We start from the raw sequence: 225 nt of genomic DNA, 5'->3' as shown, positions 1-225 counted from the left end.
GGATCGGTGGCTGGCAGGCATAGCGCTTTGCCGGTTTTCAGACAAAAACTGGCCGCATGCAGCGGGCATTCCACGGTGGCATCGTCTTCCAGATAACCTTCCGACATCGAGGCGTTGCCGTGGCTACAGCGATCGTTAATGGCATAAAACTCGCCGCCAACATTGAACAGCGCGATGACGGGCGAGGTGTCGAGCCGGAGGGCTTCACCCTCCGGCAAATCCCCT

1 protein-coding gene is annotated in these 225 nt (G+C 59.1%); it reads right to left on the bottom strand.

The window, feature by feature from the left end; genetic code table 11:
- Positions 1-218: bifunctional 3-phenylpropionate/cinnamic acid dioxygenase ferredoxin subunit (locus FDX22_RS12345; RefSeq protein WP_255432889.1), on the bottom strand; the 218-nt coding region annotated here is incomplete at its 3' end.
- Positions 219-225 lie beyond the last annotated feature (7 nt).

The sequence above is a fragment of the Citrobacter sp. TBCS-14 genome (assembly GCF_005280805.1).
GTDB classification, from domain to species: domain Bacteria; phylum Pseudomonadota; class Gammaproteobacteria; order Enterobacterales; family Enterobacteriaceae; genus Citrobacter; species Citrobacter gillenii.
This window is presented reverse-complemented; position numbering and strand designations above follow the sequence as displayed.